The following is a 17,013-nucleotide window of genomic DNA, read 5'->3' on the forward strand; positions in this document are numbered from 1 at the left end:
TCTTGGCTAAGTTATTTCGTTTAAGCTATTATTTTGCTTTACTTGGAGTGAAGGTCTTCAAGCGTGAGGCGTTCAGTAAGACGGAGACAGAACTGAAGCTCATCGCAATCGCAGCTATCTCAGGGCTCAACAGCGGGCCACCGAAGAGATAGAGTACCCCCATCGCCACAGGAATGCCTAGTATGTTGTACGCAAAGGCCCAAAATAAATTTTGCTTAATATTTTTTAGCGTGGCATTGGATAATTCGATCGTCGTGTTCACTTCTCGCGTGTCATCTTTCATTAAGACGACATCGGCTGAGTCGACCGCGACATCGGTACCAGAGCCAATCGCAATCCCGATATCTGCTTGAGCTAGAGCTGGTGCGTCGTTAATCCCGTCACCAACCATCGCCACTTTTTTGCCTTGTTCTTGTAGTTCAATGATTTTGTCAGACTTGTCACTCGGTAAGACTTCAGCAAATACGCCGTCAATTCCTGCTTCAGCCGCCACTGCTTGGGCTGTCCGTTCGTTATCACCCGTTAGCATGACCACTTCGATGCCTTTTTTGTGCAAGGAATCAATCGCTTCACGGCTGCTTGGTTTTAAGACATCGGCCACTGCAATAATGGCCAACAAGCCGTCTTCATTAGCCAAGTACATCGGTGTCTTCCCTTCATCGGCTAATTGGTCCGACTGATCTAAGATAGCATCTGATAAATCAATAGTTTGTTCAGTCATCAGTTTTTGGTTTCCGAAGTAAATCAATTGTCCGTCCACACGTGCTTGAATCCCACGTCCCGGAATGGCCTCGAAATCTGTAGTGTCTTGTAGTGTCAAGTTGCGTTCTTTAGCAGCGTCTACAATCGCTTGTGCTAAGGAATGTTCTGAGCCTTTTTCAGCAGAGGCTGCAAGGCTTAGCAATTCTGCTTCACTTACGTTAACTGGCTCAGCCGGGATAATATCGGTCAGTTCTGGTTCCCCTTTGGTCAATGTTCCGGTCTTATCGAACACAACGGTATCGACATCGTGAATGTTCTCAAGCGCTTCTCCCGACTTAATGAGGACGCCATGTTCAGCACCTTTACCCGTTCCAACCATAATAGCAGTAGGTGTAGCCAAGCCAAGTGCACATGGACAAGCAATCACTAAAACTGAAATCGCGATCGATAATGAGAAGATAAAACTTTGACCCGCGAAGAACCAGAGTAGACTGCTGATTAAGGCCAGTGCTATCACAGTCGGCACGAAATACTTGGTCACAATATCCGCCATGTTCGCAATCGGTGCTTTCGAGCCTTGTGCTTCTTCGACTAACGTAATAATCTGACTTAGAGCGGTATCATCGCCTACTTTGGTCGCACGGTAATCGATTGAGCCGTTCTGGTTGATACTAGCTCCGATGACTTCCGAGCCGGCTTCTTTCTCAACAGGGATGCTTTCGCCGGTTAACATCGATTCATCAACCGCAGTCCGTCCCTCAACCACAATTCCGTCAACGGGAAGCTTCTCTCCCGGACGAACACGAATAATATCACCCGGAGCAACTTGCTCGACGGGGACTTCCTCTTCTTGATCATCATGAACGATGCGAGCTGTCTTAGCTGCCAAATTCATCAATGATTGGACTGCTTCGTTCATTTTACCTTTCGATCGCTCTTCCATATATTTGCCTAGTGAGTGCAAGGCTAGAATCATCGTCGTCGTCTCGAAGTACAGACCCATTGCTAATTCATGATTGCCGTACATCCAGATACCCATTGTTGCACCGAGCGAGTACAGGAAGGCTGCCCCAGTTCCCAAGCCGATCAGCGCATTCATATTCGGGTGGCCGGCTAGCAGCGTCTTGAACCCTTGTTTATAATAAGGAATACCAGTATACATCACCGGTAGTGTCATCACGAGTTGCACCAGCGCGAAGTTCAACGGACTGGTCATGGGATTAACAGCTGACGGCAAGTTAACACCGAACATCGGTGCCATTGAAAAAATCATCAACGGAATCATGAATAAGAAGCCAATAATGGTCCGTTTTTTGTAGTCTGCTTCTTTTGAAAATTTCGCTTCAGATGTTTCTTCATCAGCGGTATCTTTTTGTTGGATTTTGGCATGATAGCCGGTGTTGTCCACTTCATCGATAATATCACGCACCGATACTTTCAGCGGATCATAGGTCACCGTCATCTTCTCACTCGCTAAGTTGACTGAGGCTTCCGTTACACCGTCTATATCACTCACGGCACCTTCGATTGATTGCGCACAAGAAGCACACGTCATCCCTTCAATGAGGAAAATTTTCGTCGCATCTTGAGGTACAACTAATGTATACCCCGCCTCATCAACAGCCGCCTCCAACGCGTCAATCGTGAAGCTCTCATCATACTCCACCTTAATCTTCTCACTGGCGAAGTTGACAGTCGCTTCGATCACACCACTTAACTTATTCGCCGCGTCTTGAATCGTCTGCGCACACGACGCACAATTCATTCCCTCAATCTCATATGTTTTTGTCTCTGACATAATTATTCTCCTTTCAGTCGTTATACTGTATGAGTAATCCTCTAAAGTTGATTTTTATTTCGTTTACATTTGTAGTTTTATTGTTTAAAAAATTTTATGCTAATCGCTCTGTCATCCTAACAGCTACACTGACCTGGAATACACTGGCAAGTTATCTTTTTTGGTGCATCTGCTTTTTTCGCCTGAGCTACTTGGATGATCTGGTCTAAGTCATCTTGACTCAACTCAGAAGTTTTGATCAATTCTGCTAGTACACCGCCTACTTTTGTACTGCAGATACGATCTAGCCACTGCTCTCCAGATTTCAATATCATATCCTGCTGACTCACTGTCGGTCGGTAGACAAAGCCTCGACCATCACGCTCAGCATCCAATAATCCTTTATCCTTGAGCCGTCCAATCAGCGTCTTAATCGTCGAATCTTTCCAATTCATCTCTTGTGATAATACCTTAATAATAGTCGCACTCGTTGTCTGTTCTTTTGCCCAGACGACGCGCATCACTTCCCATTCTGAAGCAGTAATATCAACTGCAAGCATCATTCTTCGCTCCTCTCTCATCTAACGTTACATATAGTATAACACGTTTGTCTACATTTGTAAACAATAAATTAATTTATACATCACTTCCCATTCTGAAGCAGTAATATCAACTGGCTGCATAACTAATCGCTCCTTCTTTATCAACTTCAATTCTAGTATAACACATTCGTCTACATTCGTAAACAATAAATCGATTTATATGTGTTTCTTCTCCTTTTCGCTAACAACTCCTATTAGTTCAATAGAGCCACGATAGAATTTTTCCTCATGCTATGATACAATAGGCATAATATAGGAGATGATTTTATGGGAACAATTGATATCTTAGCAGAAACAAGACAAATCGAGTCAGATATTATTCAGTGGCGCCGCGCCTTACACCAAATCCCTGAATTAGGCTTAGAATTGCCTCAGACTGTCGGATTTGTAACGCATATTTTGGACAAATTAGAAGTGACCTATGACGACTCTTACGTAAACGGCAATGCCATTGTCGCAACCATCGTAGGCACGAAGAATGCACCGTCTGAGCGGGTTTTAGCGATTCGGGCTGACATGGATGGTCTGCCGATTAAAGAAGAGACAGGACTAGCATTTAGCTCGATCAATGATAACATGCATGCTTGCGGACATGACGGACACACAGCTGTCTTGCTTGGTGTCGCTAAGCTACTCCAAGCTCACCGTGATCAATTCAGTGGTACCGTTAAATTATTATTCCAACCCGGCGAAGAGAGTCCAGGTGGGGCCCAGCCGATGATTGATGAAGGAGTCATGGAGAATCCCACTGTTACTCGGGTCATTGGCGCACATCAAGGTGCCATATCTCCTGAAAGCACCGGAACCTTTAACTTGAAATCAGGCCCATTGATGGCAGCACCTGATATTTTTTCAATCGAAATAACTGGTCAAGGGTACCACGGCGCCTATCCTGAGAGCTCACATGATCCCATTGCTGCTCTAGGACAATTAATCACCGCTATTCAAACCATTAAATCTCGAAACATTCCCGCCATTGAACCTGCTGTTATCTCCATTACTCGCGTGCAAGGCGGCACCAATCATAACATCATTCCCGAGCGTGTGTTCGTGGAAGGAACTGTTCGTACGCTGAATGAAACAGTTCGCCAACGCATTAAAGATCGCTTAAAACAAATCTGTCTAGGCATCGGAGCAACAATGGACCTTGACTGTAATCTCACCTATACCGATATGTATCCCGCTTTAATTAATGATAATCAAGTCACTGAAGACGTCTACCATTCACTAGCCGAATTATTCAGTGAAACTCATCTCAACCGATTAGAGAAACCACTCATGGGAGGCGAAGACATGGCTTGCTTCTTACAACAAGCCCCTGGAACTTATTTCTTCATCCACAATCCGGGGATCATTGACGGCAAATTTCACGGCCATCACCATCCCAAGTTCGATATCGACGAATCTAAACTCCACCTAGCCGTTGCCGCCTTCATCAAAATCACCTTCGATTACTTAAATTAACACGCAAAAAACCAAGCTTTAGTAGCTTGGTTTTTTATTACCTATACACATCTCTTCTATCCCTCTTCAACTAATATACAATAACTCTCTAATCGATAATACTTTTGCAATTGTAACTGCTACACTTGGCTTTTCTGCTATTACTAACTTCATTAATACCTCCATTTATTTTCATTAAATAGATAGTCTAAGATAAAAGTAACCCAATAGTCTTTTTCAATTACATATTATTGAACAACTCTAAGTTATTGTATTCCCATGCTCATACCAGCTGGCTTGCGCATCCCACATATGGGCATATTTTCCTTGTTTAGCTATTAACTCTGAATGGGTTCCGATATCATCTATACGTCCATGATGCATGACGATAATACGATCAGCTAATTTAACGGACCCTAATCGATGCGTCACTAATATAGCGGTTTTCCCTTGAGACACCTTGTCAAACATACGATACAGTTTGGCCTCTTCGATCGGATCAATCGCTGCTGTCGGTTCGTCCAGTACAATTAAATTATGATGTCTATACAGACCTCGTGCGATTGATAATCGTTGCCATAATCCTCCCGACAAGTCAATTCCTCCAAACTCTGGAGACAACATTTGTTCATGTCGTATATGTTGTGGAAAATCGACCTCTTGGAGTACTTTTTGTACTTGATCTGTATTCAGCTCACCATTTAGATCACTTATTCGAACATTTTCTTCTAGCGTTAATTTATATCGACCATAATTTTGGAAGATAGCACTTATTTGACTAAATAACATAGTCGGTTCCACTAGACGGGTATCACAACCCCCTACTTCAACGCTTCCACTCGTCGGTAGATACAGTCCTGTCATCAATTTAACCAATGTTGATTTCCCTGAACCATTTTCGCCAACAATTGCGATTGTTTCTCCTGGATTGACAGTTAGTGATAGATTCTCTACTGCATATCGCTTCGTATGCGGATAAGAAAAACTGACCGCTTTTAACTGAATGCCTTCCTCTAGATTAGGGACCCTCTTTTCTTTTTGAGGTTCATTGATATCCATAAATCGATAAAAATTAGCGACTTCAACCATTAATTTATTCCCATTTTTAAGATACACAGACAACATCTCATCAATAATCGAAAAAATATGGGTTAACGCTATAAAAACAGATGCAAATGCTCCAATAGTCATCTGCCCATCTAAGGTAAAGATGACGAGTATATACAGTGATAGCCCTAATCCCAAAAAAGAAACGATATCTAACCCCATCTGTTTCACTGCAATGTTTCGTTCAGTGTACCATTTATTTTGAGTCATCACTGTCAGTGTTTGGACAAACCGTTTTCTAAAATAATTAGCTGCTCCTAATAACCGTGTTTCTTGATAAGCGGCAGTACCAACTAATGTTTTTTTATAATAATCATATTGTCTACGGGTACGTACATTTTTTTCTTCTAATTGCTCAAAGGCATTACGTTGACTAAATTTTCCCCATATTGCAGGCACAAACCCTAGAAGGATTACAATAAGAAGTACAGGAGATAATGAAAATAAATAAATCCCTACAGCTACTAAAAAGACACTATAATACGTGATCACTTGCAAACAAATAGATGAAAAATGCCCTAGACTTTCATATTCAATACATTCTTTTGCCTTATTTAATTGATCTAGAAATACTGAATCCTCAAATTTTTCAGGCGGTATTTGCCCAATTTTCTGCTGAAATTCTACCATATATTTCCCCATATTAGTATAAGACACATGGCTTAATAAATAGCTACTCAGGCCACCCAGTAGTTGTTGCAGAAATAAAATCATGATCACCACGATAAACCAACTCATTATTATCCGATAAGACTGTGCTTCATAGTTTAGGAGTGAATCAAATAATTTTTGAGTGGTATAGATACTACCGCCCCACAATAACCCACGGATAAGGGCGACACTTTGCTCAACAAGCCCCATCAACGGTGCTTTATTAAAATAATCAAAGATAGATCGTACAATAATAGATCGATTATTATATGGGTTATTCGTCTTCACTACTGATACCACCCTTCCTGTTCATTAAACATGTACCGGTATAATCCCTGATGCTGCATTAATTGCGAATGCGTACCGTGTTCGACCAAACGTCCCGCCTCGAGTACAAAGATTTTATCTACTAATTTAACAGATCCTAACCGATGAGTAATTAAAATAGTCGTTTTCCCTTCCATCAATTGTGCAAATGTTTGATATAACTGGTTTTCTGATAATGGATCTAATGCTGCTGTCGGTTCATCCATAATTTTAATCGGTGCTGGACTTATTAACGATCTTGCAATTGCTAATTTTTGCCACTGCCCTCCCGAAAGATCAACACCATTTTCATGAATTTTTCCTAACAACGTACTCATCTCTTGATTTAACTGATGGAGGGTTTCTTCCAAGCCAGCTTGAATGGCTGTCTGTTGGATATGAGCATCCGTCACATCCTGTGAAATACGTCCTAATGCAATATTATCTTTCAATGAAATTTGATATTTTGAAAACTGTTGATAGACGACCGAAAACAAAGATTTTATAGTGGATGGTTTATACAATCGAAGCTGCTTCCCATTAATTAAAATGTCTCCCTCATATTCATCATATAATCCTGTTAATAATTTTGTGAGGGTTGTTTTTCCCGCACCATTCGCCCCAACAAATGCATACCGTTGACCACTTTCTAATTTGAATGACACATTCTTTAGCACGTATTTATCTGTTTTCGGATATTTAAAACTAACATTTATGAACTCTAACGTATTAAATGTTAACGGGTCCTTATCTGGTAAGTCCAGTACCCCCGCTACACTCTCCCATGTCATCAAAGTAGTCAAATCATTCATAAATTCTCTTGCTTCGGCAAGATGCTTGACTGCTTCTTGCAAACCTTCTCCTAAAATATCAACCAACCCAAATAATGCGGCAATAATCCCGATAAATATTCCTGGATTCATTTGCCCGGCTATCACAAGTGGTATAAATAATCCGCCAGTTATCCCAGCAACTATTATAGGAAGTGTCCCGGTTAGTTTCATTACTACTTTAGTTTTTAACAGAACGGCTAATTGGATATCACGAGCTTTTTCAAAAAAATGATAATAGTGATCGGTTATCTTTTGTGTATAATCAAAAAGAGTTCGTTCTTCCACAACTTCTCGATTCGTCAACATCTCGTCAGAATAATAACTATAGCGGTGCTCATATTCCTTCGTTGCCACTTTAGCGGCATAGTTATGCCGGCCTGCCCACATGGCTACCACAATAAGTGGACAAGAAAACATCAATACAATGATTCCCGCCCACCACAATTGCTGGGTAATTAGTAGTATAATTGACGACATAGCTACACCAACATGTATTAAACTCATATAAGCTGAAATGCCATCCATCACGTATTCAGACATCTCATTTAATAGTCGATCACTTAATTCCCAATAGTCATCAGTTTCTACGTATTTGTATGCAAGCGTTATTTGCTTATCTATGATTAGTGGCAGCATCTCTTGTTCTAACTTATTTTTTATGCTTGAATGGATAAGTGCCACGAGGTTCCCCGAAAACGTCATAACACCTAATGTCGCCAACAAAATAATCATTGACGGATAAATACTTGTCATCTCTACTCTCCCTGAAAAAATTAACTCGGCACGCTCAATAAAATTCGCTGTTGTCAGTGCAACGACAAACGTTGATACGATAGCTTCAACAATAGTAAAGAATAACAAACATAGTATCAGGGGTTTACTCACATCATAGCCTATTTTCAATACATCAATAGCTTTATATTGCCTTTGTTTTAATTGCATGATCTAATCCTTATCATTGTTAATGTTAAAGTTAATGTTGGTAGTGTCCCATAAATAATTCCTCATAAGATGTTTTTTGATCACTGTATCCACAATTAATACCAAACTCAAACATCCTCTTACTTACTGATATAACATGGATATTTCTTAGATTAAAGGTTTGGCTCGTATTATGCTTTAACTATGTTCCTGTGCTGCGATAATGCTTTAAGTAAGAAGACCATATGACATAACACAAGACAAAGAGCCCCAATGATATCCCTATACTTATACCTGAAAACAAAATCCCTTGACTTTGATCGGTGATTAAGGCTTTGGCCGGTAAGTAACTAATCCAGGCGATGGGGAAAAAGAACACAAATACGTTGTACATCGCTTGGCCGTAAATTGAAATTGGATATCTAATTAAGTCAAACACAATGTACGGCATATCGGATAAATCACTACCGCGGGCAACTTTAAGCGATAAAAGCGAGCCCATTATAGAAAAGCTGGCAAAGATTAGACTTGAAAACAGACCGGTAATAACCACAAGTAAGAAGACCCACCATGGCAGTTGCAGTTGTGCCATAGCCATCATGCATACAATAAATCCTACTAGCAAGTCACCCCAAGCATCATCATCGAACCCTTCCATAAATATTTGAAACAACGGATCAATGGGTTTAATTAAAAAAGAATCCAGTTCACCATTCCTCACATAGTACGACACATTTAATGTATTCATAAAGAGACAGCGCCAAAATGAAAAACTAATCGTTGAGAAGGCATATAAAAATAATAACTCTGGCAAGGACCACCCATTAATGACCGGAATAATCTCATAAATCATAAATACCCCAATGATATTGGCTATATTTTTTATAATCATCGCAATAATACCGACGAAAAAATCTTGTCCATATGACTTCAAGCCCTTAATATTGATACGAAGCATGCAAAAAAATAAACGTGTATAATCTTTAATAACAGACATCTCTATCCTCCGTTAATTGATAACTGACGTAGCCCATATCGCAAAATCATCTGAGCTCCTAACATAAATACCACCACATAAATCACTTGAATCCCTAATATCGAAAACAATGTGCGTTCTCCATTAAAGTAGGCAGCGATATTCCCTTGTGTATAGGAAAAAGGAAGTAAATTTGCAATCTGAACTAACCACTTCGGGTAATAATAAATCGGAACGATACTGCCGGCAAAGATCACTTTAACCGCAGATTTTAATGACTCAATGCCCCAAATACTCTGTGTAAAAAAAGCAATCGAGCCAAATAGTAATTCGATTGAAAAATTAAGCAGGTATCCGGCAATTATTAAGAGGAATAGACCTAATAATTTAGTGCCCGATATAGATTGGGCAAAAAAGATTAGCGCAATAAAATTAACCCCTACTACTGTACAAAACTTGGTGATAGATGACCCGAATGCTTCATAAAAATATTGTTGAACCAGCGAGACCGGCTTACATAACTTATTAATAATATCGCCACTTTTAATATCATCACTAACATCCATACTTGTATACGGATAGAGGGTCTCTAACCCTTGAACGATCAAAAAATAACTCATTATTGAGTGAATGCTTCCTAAACTATCATCATATCTTAAAATAGTTGTCCACAATGCCCACTGAACAAGTAAATAAATTATATTTTTAAGCAGCAAAATAGTTAAGTAGTCCGTATAATTCGTAATTTTTTTGATGCCTATTTTGATTAACTGCTTCATACATTCGCTCCTTCTAATTGATTCAGTATCGCCTCCAAATTATTGTTTTGAATAGATAATTCTTCTATCGTGTTACGTTCATACAAGTCATTTAGCACTTTTTTCAGCTGTTCTTTAGGGATATCTTCAATCCTATATTCATAATCATTTGCTTTTGTAATAGAAAAGTTTGCGGGTTCAAAATTTAAAGTACTTTCCGCAATAGTGACCTGAATAGACACAAAACCGATCCGTTGACTGATGACTGATTTTTTCTCATCGATGACAACTTGCCCATGATTTAAAATAACAAATCGATCACATAATTCGTATACATCTGATAAATTGTGCGAAGTAAATAGGATGGTGACTTGTTGTTTTAATTCTTTTATTAATTCTAACATGACATTTCTACTGACTACATCCATCCCAATCGTGGGCTCATCCAAAATCAATAAGGATGGATTGTGGAGCAGCGCCGCCAATAGATCTGCCCGCATTTTTTGTCCTAAACTCAATGTCCGCACAGGCCGATCCCAAAAATCCTTCACCCGCAATTTATCAGCATAGTAATGTAAGTTTTTCTGGTATTGTTCTGTATCAATTTTGTAGATTTCCTTATTTAAATCATAGGCATCTTTCGGTGAGACATCCCATCTTAATTGGGGTCTTTGTCCAAAAACCACTCCGACATCTTTCATAAGTAATTTCCGATGATCCACTGGCGTCTTTCCAAATAGCTTCACCGAACCATCATTAGGCGTTAAAATACCCAATATTAATTTCAATAGTGTCGACTTACCGGCACCATTTAGGCCAATTAACCCGATTGTTTCGCCTTTATCGATCGTTAAGTTAATATGTTTTAATGCATCTACCGTTTGGATATTTTTATGAATAAAACCGGACTTGATTGTATATTGTTTATTGACATTCTCAAGAATGATCATTCTGTTGTTCTCCTTTTTGTAATATGTTTTCTATTTCTCTAAGTACGATAAACATCCTCTCCCTCTTATTAGAATTATGTTGTTCATAATAATTCTTTCTAATTAAACTTAATCTACAGTATACTTTTTACTCGTACATTTTTTAGAAATATATTTCTAAATCTATCATAAACTATTAATAATTGTTTATCAACTTTTATTTTAAATTAATTTTTTCTTAAAATAAACTAAATAAAAAAATAAATCGGCAACAATTTATCAATGAATTAGGTGATGGACGTACTACTGCAACAGTTAAAAAAAAGACACTCATTAATTAATGAATGTCTATCTTTTGTCGTCGCATAAAATTTAATTATAAAAAATCCGACGTATAAAGTAAAGCTTAGAGGAACTAAACCAAGAAAACCAGAAATAGAAAAATATATTAGTTATGAAGAATCAATACGTCTAATCAAAGAGCTTAAAAAATCTCAAACTCACTTGGGATTCTCGTTATATGTGTTTAATTGGTTTGGCAGCAGGATTAAGATTTAGTAAGGTGTTAGGACTATCTTGGGAAGGCATAAACTTTAATCAAAAAATATTACGAGTCAATCGATCTTTTGATCATTCATATTCCAGGAAATTCAAAGATACTAAAAGTGATACATCAAAAAGAACTATAGTCATAGATGAACCAACTATTAATTTACTTATAATGCAGTTAACAAAGTATTGCGTCGTGCATGTGCTCGAGCAAATATACAAGAAATAAGCTTTCACTCTTTACGTCATATACACTGCTCAATATTATTATTTCAAGGAATAAGTATTCATTATATCTCTAAAAGATTAGGTTATTCACGAGTTAGTATTACATTGGATCATTATAGTCATATTTTAGATGAAATGGGTCAAGTAGAAAGTAACAAAGCTAGTGAAATAATAGGTGAGATAAATGAATATACAATGCAAAATTAATACAAAACTTCTTACATTTCCCTCTTATAAATACAGAAAAACCTTACAACCATAAAGATTGTAAGGTCTCAAGCGCACCGTAAAGGATTCGAACCCTTAACCCTCTGATCCGAAGTCAGATGCTCTATCCAGTTGAGCCAACGGTGCGTAATAATATGGTCTTATTAGAATGAGCCATGCTGGATTCGAACCAGCGACCCTTTGATTAAAAGTCAAATGCTCTGCCAGCTGAGCTAATGGCCCTTATTAGGATGGAGGTTACAGGACTTGAACCTGTGACCCTCTGCTTGTAAGGCAGATGCTCTCCCAACTGAGCTAAACCTCCGTAATATATAGAGTGCGTGGCAACGTCCGGCTTTCACAACGGGAAACCCGTCACTATCCTCGGCGCTAAGAAGCTTAACTTCTGTGTTCGGTATGGGAACAGGTGGGTCCTTCTTGCCATCATCACCACACACTCATATTGCTCTCTCAAAACTAAATAGTTGAATCACTCTTTGAATCCTTCACCGATCCTATGCTTAACCAACCATTTGGTTAAGTCCTCGACCGATTAGTACTCGTCCGCTCCGTATGTCACCACACTTCCACTTCGAGCCTATCGACCTGATCTTCTTTCAGGGGTCTTACTTCCTTATAGGAATGGGAAATCTCATCTTAAAGGGGGCTTCACGCTTAGATGCTTTCAGCGCTTATCCTTCCCGCACATAGCTACCCAGCTATGCCATTGGCATGACAACTGGTACACCAGCGGTGCGTCCATCCCGGTCCTCTCGTACTAAGGATGGCTATCTTCAAATTTCCAACGCCCGCGACGGATAGAGACCGAACTGTCTCACGACGTTCTGAACCCAGCTCGCGTACCGCTTTAATGGGCGAACAGCCCAACCCTTGGGACCAACTCCAGCCCCAGGATGCGATGAGCCGACATCGAGGTGCCAAACCTCCCCGTCGATGTGAACTCTTGGGGGAGATAAGCCTGTTATCCCCAGGGTAGCTTTTATCCGTTGAGCGATGGCCCTTCCATGCGGAACCACCGGATCACTAAGCCCGACTTTCGTCCCTGCTCGACTTGTAAGTCTCGCAGTCAAGCTCCCTTCTGCCTTTACACTCTACGAATGATTTCCAACCATTCTGAGGGAACCTTTGGGCGCCTCCGTTACTGTTTAGGAGGCGACCGCCCCAGTCAAACTGCCCACCTGACACTGTCTTCCACCCCGTTAAGGGGCGCGAGTTAGAGTGGCCATACGGTGAGGGTAGTATCCCACCAATGCCTCCCTCTAGACTGGCGTCCAGAGTTCAATGGCTCCTACCTATCCTGTACAAACCGTACAGACACTCAATATCAAGCTACAGTAAAGCTCCATGGGGTCTTTTCGTCCTGTCGCGGGTAACCTGCATCTTCACAGGTACTATAATTTCACCGAGTCTCTCGTTGAGACAGTGCCCAGATCGTTACACCTTTCGTGCGGGTCGGAACTTACCCGACAAGGAATTTCGCTACCTTAGGACCGTTATAGTTACGGCCGCCGTTTACTGGGGCTTCAATTCAAAGCTTCGCATACGCTAACTTGTCCTCTTAACCTTCCAGCACCGGGCAGGTGTCAGCCCCTATACATCTTCTTTCGAATTAGCAGAGACCTGTGTTTTTGGTAAACAGTCGCCTGGGCCTATTCACTGCGGCTAACTTGCGTTAGCACCCCTTCTCCCTAAGTTACGGGGTCATTTTGCCGAGTTCCTTAACGAGAGTTCGCTCGCTCACCTTAGAATTCTCATCTCGACTACCTGTGTCGGTTTGCGGTACGGGCAGTTGCTTTCTCCCTAGAAGCTTTTCTTGGCAGTGTGACGTCAGATACTTCGGTACTGTACTTCCCTCCGCGTCATAACTTCTCCTTAGCGATAAGCATTTGACTCATCGCCAGACTTATTATTTGCACCCACATCCATCAGTGGGCATATCTTAGCCTGCTGCGTCCCTCCATCGGTCAAACAAAAGAAACTGGTACAGGAATATCAACCTGTTGACCATCGCCTACGCCGTTCGGCCTCAGCTTAGGTCCCGACTAACCCTGGGAGGACGAGCCTTCCCCAGGAAACCTTAGTCATTCGGTGGACAGGATTCTCACCTGTCTTTCGCTACTCATACCGGCATTCTCACTTCTAATCGCTCCACCTGTCTTCACAGTCAGGCTTCTATGCTGATTAGAACGCTCTCCTACCATAGAACCAAAGGTTCTATCCGTGGCTTCGGTACCTTGTTTAGCCCCGGTAAATTTTCGGCGCAGGGCCACTCGACTAGTGAGCTATTACGCACTCTTTAAATGATGGCTGCTTCTAAGCCAACATCCTAGTTGTCTAAGCAGCCCCACATCCTTTTCCACTTAACAAGGATTTGGGGACCTTAGCCGACGGTCTGGGTTGTTTCCCTTTCCACTACGGATCTTATCACTCGCAGTGTGACTCCCGGATTAACATCTGTGGCATTCGGAGTTTATCAGGATTCGGTACCCCGCAAGGGGCCCTCGTCCAAACAGTCGCTCTACCTCCACGATGCATCATCCGAGGCTAGCCCTAAAGCTATTTCGGAGAGAACCAGCTATCTCCAGGTTCGATTGGAATTTCACCGCTACCCACACGTCATCCCCGCATTTTTCAACATACGTGGGTTCGGGCCTCCAGTGCGTTTCACCGCACCTTCACCCTGCACATGGGTAGGTCACCTGGTTTCGGGTCGACGACCTCATACTGCACGCCCTATTCAGACTCGCTTTCGCTGCGGCTCCTCTTCTTCAGATTAACCTTGCATGAAATCGTCACTCGCCGGTCCATTCTACAAAAGGTACGCCATCACCCATTAACGGGCTCTGACTACTTGTAAGCATACGGTTTCAAGTGCTTTTCACTCCCCTTCCGGGGTTCTTTTCACCTTTCCCTCACGGTACTGGTTCACTATCGGTCACTAGGTAGTATTTAGGCTTGCCGGATGGTCCCGGCTGATTCCGACGGAATTTCTCGTGTTCCGCCGTACTCAGGATCCTCATTGGTTCATGTTGTTTTCACCTACAGGGCTGTCACCTTCTTTGGCCACGCTCTCCAACGTGTTCAACTAACAACAATCGTCCATTCTTGAGTCCTACAACCCGATCATGCAAGCATGATCGTTTGGCCTCTTCCCATTTCGCTCGCCGCTACTATGGGAATCACATTTGTTTTCTCTTCCTGCAGCTACTGAGATGTTTCAGTTCACCGCGTGTCCCTTACACTAAGCTATGTATTCACTTAGTATATACCATACTTCTCAATATGGTGGGTTGCCCCATTCGGAAATCTCCGGATCAAAACTTACTTACAGTTCCCCGGAGCATATCGGTGTTCGTCCCGTCCTTCATCGGCTCCTAGTACCAAGGCATTCACCGTACGCCCTTATTCACTTAACCGTCTGGTTAAGTTAAGCATATGTGTAGCGTTAAAAAATTGTTACTCTCATTTATTAAACTTAATAAATAGACTCTTTTCAACGTTTTAAATCAAACTAATGATTATGTCTCGGTGTTGTCTTCAAATAATTTATAAATTAAATGTCGATTCAACTATTCAGTTTTCAAAGAACAATTTTGAAGGCATACATCCTTCAAAACTAAACAAAAGAACACGATGTACAAGGTTCCGTCTGCCCTAATGGCAGTATCCTTAGAAAGGAGGTGATCCAGCCGCACCTTCCGATACGGCTACCTTGTTACGACTTCACCCCAATCATTCAACCCACCTTCGACGGCTGCCTCCCATAGGGTTGGCCGGCCGACTTCGGGTGTTTCAAACTCTCGTGGTGTGACGGGCGGTGTGTACAAGACCCGGGAACGGATTCACCGCGACATTCTGATTCGCGATTACTAGCGATTCCGACTTCATGCACTCGAGTTGCAGAGTGCAATCCGAACTGAGAATGGCTTTGAAAGATTAGCTAGCCCTTGCGGGATCGCTGCTCGTTGTACCATCCATTGTAGCACGTGTGTAGCCCAGCTCATAAGGGGCATGATGATTTGACGTCATCCCCGCCTTCCTCCGGTTTATCACCGGCAGTCTCGTTAAAGTGCCCAACTTAATGCTGGCAACTAACAACAAGGGTTGCGCTCGTTACGGGACTTAACCCAACATCTCACGACACGAGCTGACGACAACCATGCACCACCTGTCATTCTGTCCCCGAAGGGAACGCTCTATCTCTAGAGTTGTCAGAAGATGTCAAGAGCTGGTAAGGTTCTTCGCGTTGCTTCGAATTAAACCACATGCTCCACCGCTTGTGCGGGTCCCCGTCAATTCTTTTGAGTTTCAACCTTGCGGTCGTAATCCCCAGGCGGAGTGCTTAATACGTTAGCTCCAGCACCGAGGGCCGGAAAGCCCCCAACACTTAGCACTCATCGTTTACAGCGTGGACTACCAGGGTATCTAATCCTGTTCGCTCCCCACGCTTTCGAGCCTCAGCGTCAATGTTAGACCAGAAAATCGCCTTCGCCACTGGTGTTCCTCCAAATATCTACGCATTCCACCGCTACACTTGGAATTCCATTTTCCTCTTCTACATTCAAGTCTGTCAGTTTCCAATGCCGTTCCACGGTTAAGCCGTGGGCTTTCACATTAGACTAAACAGACCGCCTGCGCTCCCTTTACGCCCAATAAATCCGGACAACGCTTGTCACCTACGTATTACCGCGGCTGCTGGCACGTAGTTAGCCGTGACTTTCTGGTTAGATACCGTCAAGGCGCTAGTAGTTACCTAGCACGTGTTCTTCTCTAACAACAGAGCTTTACGATCCGAAGACCTTCTTCACTCACGCGGCATTGCTCCATCAGGTTTGCACCCATTGTGGAAGATTCCCTACTGCTGCCTCCCGTAGGAGTCTGGGCCGTGTCTCAGTCCCAGTGTGGCCGATCACCCTCTCAAGTCGGCTACGTATCACTGCCTTGGTAAGCCATTACCTTACCAACTAGCTAATACGCCGCGAGGCTATCCATGAGTGGTAGCA

At 42.0% G+C, this 17,013-nt stretch carries 8 protein-coding genes, 3 tRNA genes, 3 rRNA genes and 1 pseudogene; 2 read left to right on the forward strand and 13 right to left on the reverse strand.

Annotation, left to right across the window (positions count from 1 at the left end; all coding sequences use genetic code 11):
- Positions 1-28: 28 nt before the first annotated feature.
- Positions 29-2,500, reverse strand: coding sequence for a heavy metal translocating P-type ATPase (locus HMPREF9703_RS08440; protein WP_004637036.1), 2,472 nt, complete (start codon positions 2,498-2,500; stop codon positions 29-31).
- 116 nt (positions 2,501-2,616) lie between these two features.
- Positions 2,617-3,042 (reverse strand): CopY/TcrY family copper transport repressor, encoded by a 426-nt coding sequence (locus tag HMPREF9703_RS08445; RefSeq protein ID WP_040377077.1) that lies wholly within the window; start codon positions 3,040-3,042, stop codon positions 2,617-2,619.
- 306 nt (positions 3,043-3,348) lie between these two features.
- On the opposite strand from HMPREF9703_RS08445, the gene HMPREF9703_RS08450 reads away from it, so the two are divergent.
- Positions 3,349-4,545, forward strand: a complete 1,197-nt coding sequence (locus HMPREF9703_RS08450; RefSeq protein ID WP_004637038.1) for a M20 metallopeptidase family protein — start codon at positions 3,349-3,351, stop codon at positions 4,543-4,545.
- Positions 4,546-4,785: 240 nt separating this feature from the next.
- Here the strand turns inward: HMPREF9703_RS08450 and HMPREF9703_RS08455 are convergent, their stop codons facing one another.
- From HMPREF9703_RS08455 to HMPREF9703_RS08475, 5 genes are all read right to left on the reverse strand, one after another.
- Entirely contained in the window at positions 4,786-6,570 is a 1,785-nt protein-coding gene (locus tag HMPREF9703_RS08455) for an ABC transporter ATP-binding protein (protein WP_004637039.1), read from the reverse strand.
- A complete protein-coding gene (locus tag HMPREF9703_RS08460) occupies positions 6,570-8,363 on the reverse strand; it encodes an ABC transporter ATP-binding protein (protein WP_004637040.1) in 1,794 nt (597 codons plus the stop codon). The genes HMPREF9703_RS08455 and HMPREF9703_RS08460 overlap by 1 nt, the downstream gene beginning before the upstream one ends.
- Before the next feature lie 181 nt (positions 8,364-8,544).
- Positions 8,545-9,339, reverse strand: coding sequence for an ABC transporter permease (locus HMPREF9703_RS08465; RefSeq protein WP_004637041.1), 795 nt, complete (start codon positions 9,337-9,339; stop codon positions 8,545-8,547).
- Positions 9,340-9,341: 2 nt separating this feature from the next.
- On the reverse strand, positions 9,342-10,097 hold the full coding sequence (locus HMPREF9703_RS08470; RefSeq protein WP_004637042.1) for an ABC transporter permease: 756 nt from the start codon (positions 10,095-10,097) through the stop codon (positions 9,342-9,344).
- On the reverse strand, positions 10,094-11,026 hold the full coding sequence (locus tag HMPREF9703_RS08475) for an ABC transporter ATP-binding protein (RefSeq protein ID WP_004637043.1): 933 nt from the start codon (positions 11,024-11,026) through the stop codon (positions 10,094-10,096). Before HMPREF9703_RS08475 ends, HMPREF9703_RS08470 begins: the two co-directional genes overlap by 4 nt.
- 708 nt (positions 11,027-11,734) lie before the next feature.
- Here HMPREF9703_RS08475 and HMPREF9703_RS09315 point away from each other — a divergent pair.
- Positions 11,735-11,989: pseudogene (locus tag HMPREF9703_RS09315) on the forward strand (tyrosine-type recombinase/integrase); the annotation flags it as partial.
- Between the two features lie 73 nt (positions 11,990-12,062).
- On the opposite strand, the gene HMPREF9703_RS08485 reads toward HMPREF9703_RS09315, so the two are convergent.
- From HMPREF9703_RS08485 to HMPREF9703_RS08510, 6 genes are all read right to left on the reverse strand, one after another.
- Positions 12,063-12,136 (reverse strand) — tRNA-Arg (locus HMPREF9703_RS08485).
- Positions 12,137-12,159: 23 nt separating this feature from the next.
- Positions 12,160-12,232: transfer RNA gene (locus HMPREF9703_RS08490), tRNA-Lys, on the reverse strand.
- A gap of 9 nt (positions 12,233-12,241) precedes the next feature.
- Positions 12,242-12,314: transfer RNA gene (locus HMPREF9703_RS08495), tRNA-Val, on the reverse strand.
- Positions 12,315-12,328: 14 nt separating this feature from the next.
- Positions 12,329-12,444, reverse strand: a 5S ribosomal RNA gene (gene rrf, locus HMPREF9703_RS08500).
- Positions 12,445-12,522: 78 nt separating this feature from the next.
- Positions 12,523-15,426, reverse strand: a 23S ribosomal RNA gene (locus HMPREF9703_RS08505).
- Positions 15,427-15,683: 257 nt separating this feature from the next.
- Positions 15,684-17,013 (reverse strand): 16S ribosomal RNA (locus HMPREF9703_RS08510); the annotation flags it as partial.

This window comes from Dolosigranulum pigrum ATCC 51524, assembly GCF_000245815.1.
Lineage (GTDB): Bacteria > Bacillota > Bacilli > Lactobacillales > Carnobacteriaceae_A > Dolosigranulum > Dolosigranulum pigrum.

What these genes read in the sequence shown, in the direction of transcription:
- HMPREF9703_RS08475 (WP_004637043.1), bottom strand. Translation starts at nt 11,026, where the DNA reads ATGATCATTCTTGAGAATGTCAATAAACAATATACAATCAAGTCCGGT.
- HMPREF9703_RS08440 (WP_004637036.1), bottom strand. Translation starts at nt 2,500, where the DNA reads ATGTCAGAGACAAAAACATATGAGATTGAGGGAATGAATTGTGCGTCG.
- HMPREF9703_RS08470 (WP_004637042.1), bottom strand. Translation starts at nt 10,097, where the DNA reads ATGAAGCAGTTAATCAAAATAGGCATCAAAAAAATTACGAATTATACG.
- HMPREF9703_RS08450 (WP_004637038.1), top strand. Translation starts at nt 3,349, where the DNA reads ATGGGAACAATTGATATCTTAGCAGAAACAAGACAAATCGAGTCAGAT.
- HMPREF9703_RS08445 (WP_040377077.1), bottom strand. Translation starts at nt 3,042, where the DNA reads ATGATGCTTGCAGTTGATATTACTGCTTCAGAATGGGAAGTGATGCGC.
- HMPREF9703_RS08460 (WP_004637040.1), bottom strand. Translation starts at nt 8,363, where the DNA reads ATGCAATTAAAACAAAGGCAATATAAAGCTATTGATGTATTGAAAATA.
- HMPREF9703_RS08465 (WP_004637041.1), bottom strand. Translation starts at nt 9,339, where the DNA reads ATGTCTGTTATTAAAGATTATACACGTTTATTTTTTTGCATGCTTCGT.